4 protein-coding genes are annotated in these 4,594 nt (G+C 39.9%); all 4 read right to left on the bottom strand.

Annotated elements, in window-relative coordinates; genetic code table 11:
• Positions 1-894: outer membrane beta-barrel protein (locus tag QX565_RS20475; RefSeq protein ID WP_289294199.1), on the bottom strand; the 894-nt coding region annotated here is incomplete at its 3' end.
• A 63-nt stretch (positions 895-957) separates the two neighbouring features.
• Entirely contained in the window at positions 958-1,704 is a 747-nt protein-coding gene (locus QX565_RS20480) for a YjbH domain-containing protein (RefSeq protein ID WP_002561646.1), read from the bottom strand.
• Positions 1,705-1,749: 45 nt separating this feature from the next.
• Positions 1,750-3,609 (bottom strand): carboxypeptidase-like regulatory domain-containing protein, encoded by a 1,860-nt coding sequence (locus QX565_RS20485; protein ID WP_221648760.1) that lies wholly within the window; start codon positions 3,607-3,609, stop codon positions 1,750-1,752.
• A gap of 10 nt (positions 3,610-3,619) precedes the next feature.
• A partial coding sequence (locus QX565_RS20490; protein ID WP_289294201.1) for a hypothetical protein occupies positions 3,620-4,594 on the bottom strand: 975 nt, incomplete at its 5' end.

Raw genomic sequence — 4,594 nt, forward strand, 5'->3', positions numbered from 1 at the left:
CACTTCTACTTCCTTCACAACTTCCTTAGTCACAGGTTTCACGTTAGCCAATGCATTCTTTGCATCTGCCAGATCCGTCTGAGCCTGTGCCAGTTCGTCGCGATATCTGTTCAATTCATCATTGATAGCGCTCTGATCTACTTTACCTCCTGCAACAAATTTCTTACCGCCGAATGTATAAGTGAAACCAGCAGTTAAGTGCAGATAACCATCTGTACTTGCACTACTATATGCACCCAAAATAGCAGGAGTCACCTGTCCACGAGCTTCTATATCAATAGCCCATTTAGGATTGATATTAAACTTAGCTCCCAAACCAACACTTGCTCCTACAAGACAACGCAACTCATGATCATTCGGAGTAGTCTTTGCAGGATCTATCTTAGTTTCATACAAAAGACTTCCGTCAGGTTGAGCTACGCCTTCGCCGGTTGTATAACCAGGCTTCCAGCCATCATAGTTCTTCACGATGTTCATAGACGGACCAACAAAAAGCATTCCTTCGAATACACGTCCGGGCTTGTAACCACAGAACAAGTTGGTCAGGTTCAACATTCCGTCCAGGTTAATACCAACATAGTTTTCCTTACGTTCTACCTTGTTACCCGTTTGCAAAAACGGATATGCAGTAAACTGTTTGGATTGCCATCCATAAACCTGTCCACGAAATCCCCAGATAGGATTGATAAATTTACCCACCGATACATTGATCAGCGGAGTAATGGATTTGCTAAATTTGGAATCCGGATTGGTTGAAGCCTGTGCTCCCACTCCAACGCTCACAAAGATATTGTCCTTCCAGTTTTCACTGTAGTACTTCTCTTTTTCCTGAGCAGACACCGAAGCAGCAGTTCCCGCCAACAATAAAGATAATATTACTAACTTATTTTTCATTGTTTTTTGTTTTTAATATTCAACTCTTTTCATTCATATTCACTTTCATTCCTTGCAACAGCCTTATTTCAGGCAAAACCTGAACATCAACCCACCAGTGAAATACTTCATTTTCTGAAACTCCACCTGCGCATGCAAATGATTGAACAGCAAATAGGTGGCACCCAGTGCAAAATCCTTCGAATCATATTCGGCAATTAACCGCAACTGCGGATGAAAAGACGGATTGTATGTAATACCTGCCGCAATTCCATTTAAATGGTAATCTTTTCTCCTATTATATAAATAAGAGAGGTGTACCCCGATTGTCTCTTTCCCCAGTTGAATGTGCTTAGTTGCAGCTAAATAAAAACGGCTGTAATATCCATTTCCACCCGTAGGAGCTACCACTTCACCAGAAGATGTGAACGGATCCGAAGTTCCTATCACCACAGCCGGTGTGTATTTCCAAAACTGGCCTTCCTTTAAAGCACGCAACCGGATTGAGAAATACCGGTCCTGATTCGTAAACCCTGTATAACCATAAGGTTTTAGTCCCAATGCTTCGGCTTTGAAAAGTGTACAGGTATACGCTACTTCCAGCCAGGGCATTATAGTTACATTCAGGTAATAATTGTACGTGTGGTAATACCACTTAGGAGGAGTTATCTCCTTATTCATAAAATTGGCACCCAGCATTACTGTTTTATCTTTCTGCATCTCTGCCGAAGGAGCATGCAGCAATCCTGTGGTTCCATAGGTTAATTGAGCTGAAAGCATAACAGGTATACTAACAAGTAATAAAATAATATAAATACGTTTTCTACCCATTTTAAGATATCCCTATTTATGCTTTCAGTTCAAACTTTAGCCTCTTTATTCAGCGTCAATGATACCACCACCAGAAAGGTTGTCACCACCGTGAGAGTGTCCGTGACCATAATAAGTCAATATCGGATTCGTCAGTTCTGTCTTAACAGCAGTTTTCGTATTGATAACTACGTTCTTTCCGTTAACTGTGAAGGTAAAGCTTTCCAGTTTATAAGTACGTGCTCTGTCATATGATACGAAAGCTGTACGTCCTGCTAATTCGAAATCCTGAGTTTGTTCATATTCAGTAATACCTGTATTGCTCAAACCAAGTGCCAACAGACGGCTTTCAACCATTTCAGCAATTTTCTGTATAGCCATTGTATTTGTAAATCCGGCTTTCTTCACTGCATCAACGATAGATGTCTCGAACTCAGTTCCGATTACAGCCTGCATTTTCACTTTCACAGTAATCTTGTCATCTGCATCATTTTTCTTGTTCACTTCAATTGTCTTAGTATCTACATCTGTTGTTGAAGGAGCTTCTACTGTAGTCATTTTTGCATCTGCCTTGAAGGTAGAGAAGTGTTTTACATTCATTGTATAAGTAGAAGTACCAGTAGTTACAGAACCACCCTTAGTATCTTCAACCCAGTTGTCACCTTCCTTATACATCAAAGTCAAATCACCCAGTTCTGTTCCGTAGATATCTTTGAATGCAATCTTGATAGGTTCTGAGAATACAGTTCCAGCAGGTGTACCCTCATAAACACGAAGTGCAGTTTCGTCTTCCAGTTCTTCTGCAACTTTACGCTGAATAGAAATAGGTTCTGCAATAGGAGTACCATCGATTGTAGCAATAATATTATTGTCTACGATAATTGTACCACCATCAGTTACTGTACTACCAGCAACCAGTTTGCCATCTTCACCTACTCCCACTTCTGTTGAAGGAGAAGAGGTAGCAGAAGTATCAATATTGGCAGTACCTGTAGTTTTACCCGGTGCAAATGCAGCACGGCCATATCTTTCTACACCAGCTTCATCCAAATAAGTATAAACAACAGCAAATTCATGACCTTCAGCATCAGCTTTCGGAAGAGTATACTTAATTGTATGGTAACCAGCCATAGTAGCTACTACCTCGCCATCAACTGTCAGGCTTGCGCTCTGTACATTGAAAAGATTTCCACTAAGATCAGTGAAATGATATGAGTAAGTAACATTTTCTACCGGAGCAACTTTCTCAGTCAGATAAGCTACAAATACTTTCTTCAGGTTTCCTTCAAAATCAGCAGGTACAACTACTTCATCCAAAGTTACAATTGAAGTGTACACATCATATTTGTTCTGATCAGCAGGAGTAACCACTAATTTGTAAGCGCCAGCAGCCACATTTTGCATAGCAACTTCTGTAGCTCCAGTTACATCATATAATTTAGCTGTAGCTGCAACAGAAACATTATCTTCAGAGAATGCAATAGCAGATACATCATATTTAGCTACTTTGCTAACAGGAGGTACTGTAGTTGACACCATGCTGATAATCTGTGAATACACAGCAGATTGTCCGGCAGCAATAGCATTGATCGTTACAATTTTTGAAACTGGTTTATAACCGTCTTTAGTCACAGAAATAGTAACATCACCCGGTGCTACAGTAGCTGTAAATGAGTTACTCTTTGCGGTGAAAGCAGTGCTTGGAGTTACTGTAATAGTAGCACCATCAATAGCTTCTCCTGTTTTACCATCAATAACAGTACCATTCAACGTATAAGTTGCTGCAGGCAAAGTTGTTTCACCAGTAGGTCCTTCTACATCCAATCCGTCATCCTTATAGCATCCGGTCAGTAAAGCTCCGGAGACCATTACTGCAAATAATGCCGTTTTAGCATTAAAGCTTCTAAAAAAACTTTTCTTTTTCATCTCAATAAAATTAAAAATTTAGTAATTCTGATTTAATAAAATATGGGTTAAAACTATTATTATTCATTATGTTATCATCCGGTGAACTTCTGTATCCTTTATAATAATACCGCTCATTTCCTGCATTATAGGCTATTCCCATGTTCTTCGACGGAGTCACACGTGGGATATATCCCTTTCGTTTATATTTATAAGGTGGAAGAGCAATCTGGAAACGAAATCCCCCATTTGCTCTTACACCTTCTGCTTTCATTGCAAAAAAGCCAATAGAAGTGTAACGGAAATGACGAGTCACATCAACTCTCACTCCTCTTTCTCCCAATATATATTGCTCGGCCTTCACAGTGGTCTGCAAATTAAACTGGGGCCAATAAAAACTGCCCCCAATACTCCACGTAAGCCTTTGTTTACTTCCATATACATATTCAAAACCATCCCAATAATAAGTCCCGGTTGTCCCTATCCGTCCCTCTACGCTAAAACGTTCATCCTTGAACGGATGAAACAACTTCAAATCAGCCCCATATCTCCCGGCATTAAAAGTACCAACTGCCAACGTACCCCATATGTTATAAGGCAGCCGAACAGTTTGTTGCAGAGTAAGAAATCCCGGGTGTACTTTACCCGCACGCGATCCATACCCGTCATTATATACAGGAATCACCATTTGCGCAGTCAACTTCATCCCTTTCCAAAACGAAACTTCAATAGCCGGAGACAAATTAAACAGCACTTGATAAATCTGAGTTATTACCAAATTCTTTAATGACAACTCCGGATATACTGTAATATCTACCTTAAACAAAGAGCTATTTAATTTCTTTCCTTTAACCTGTTTTCTCCAGTTTTTTCCAAGATCATAGCTAACTTCCCAATCTTTCCGATCAGCCTCAGAGATACTATCAGTAATCGTTGGCTGATAATACAATGATATCTGAGGAACATTATTGTCCAAAAAAATTAACCGACATGGCTTATTCTGTGG

The organism is Bacteroides sp. 41_26, from assembly GCF_949740115.1.
Lineage (GTDB): Bacteria > Bacteroidota > Bacteroidia > Bacteroidales > Bacteroidaceae > Bacteroides > Bacteroides nordii.

Coding starts and splice junctions, on each gene's coding strand:
- QX565_RS20480 (WP_002561646.1), bottom strand. CDS start 1,704: ATGGGTAGAAAACGTATTTATATTATTTTATTACTTGTTAGTATACCT.
- QX565_RS20485 (WP_221648760.1), bottom strand. CDS start 3,609: ATGAAAAAGAAAAGTTTTTTTAGAAGCTTTAATGCTAAAACGGCATTA.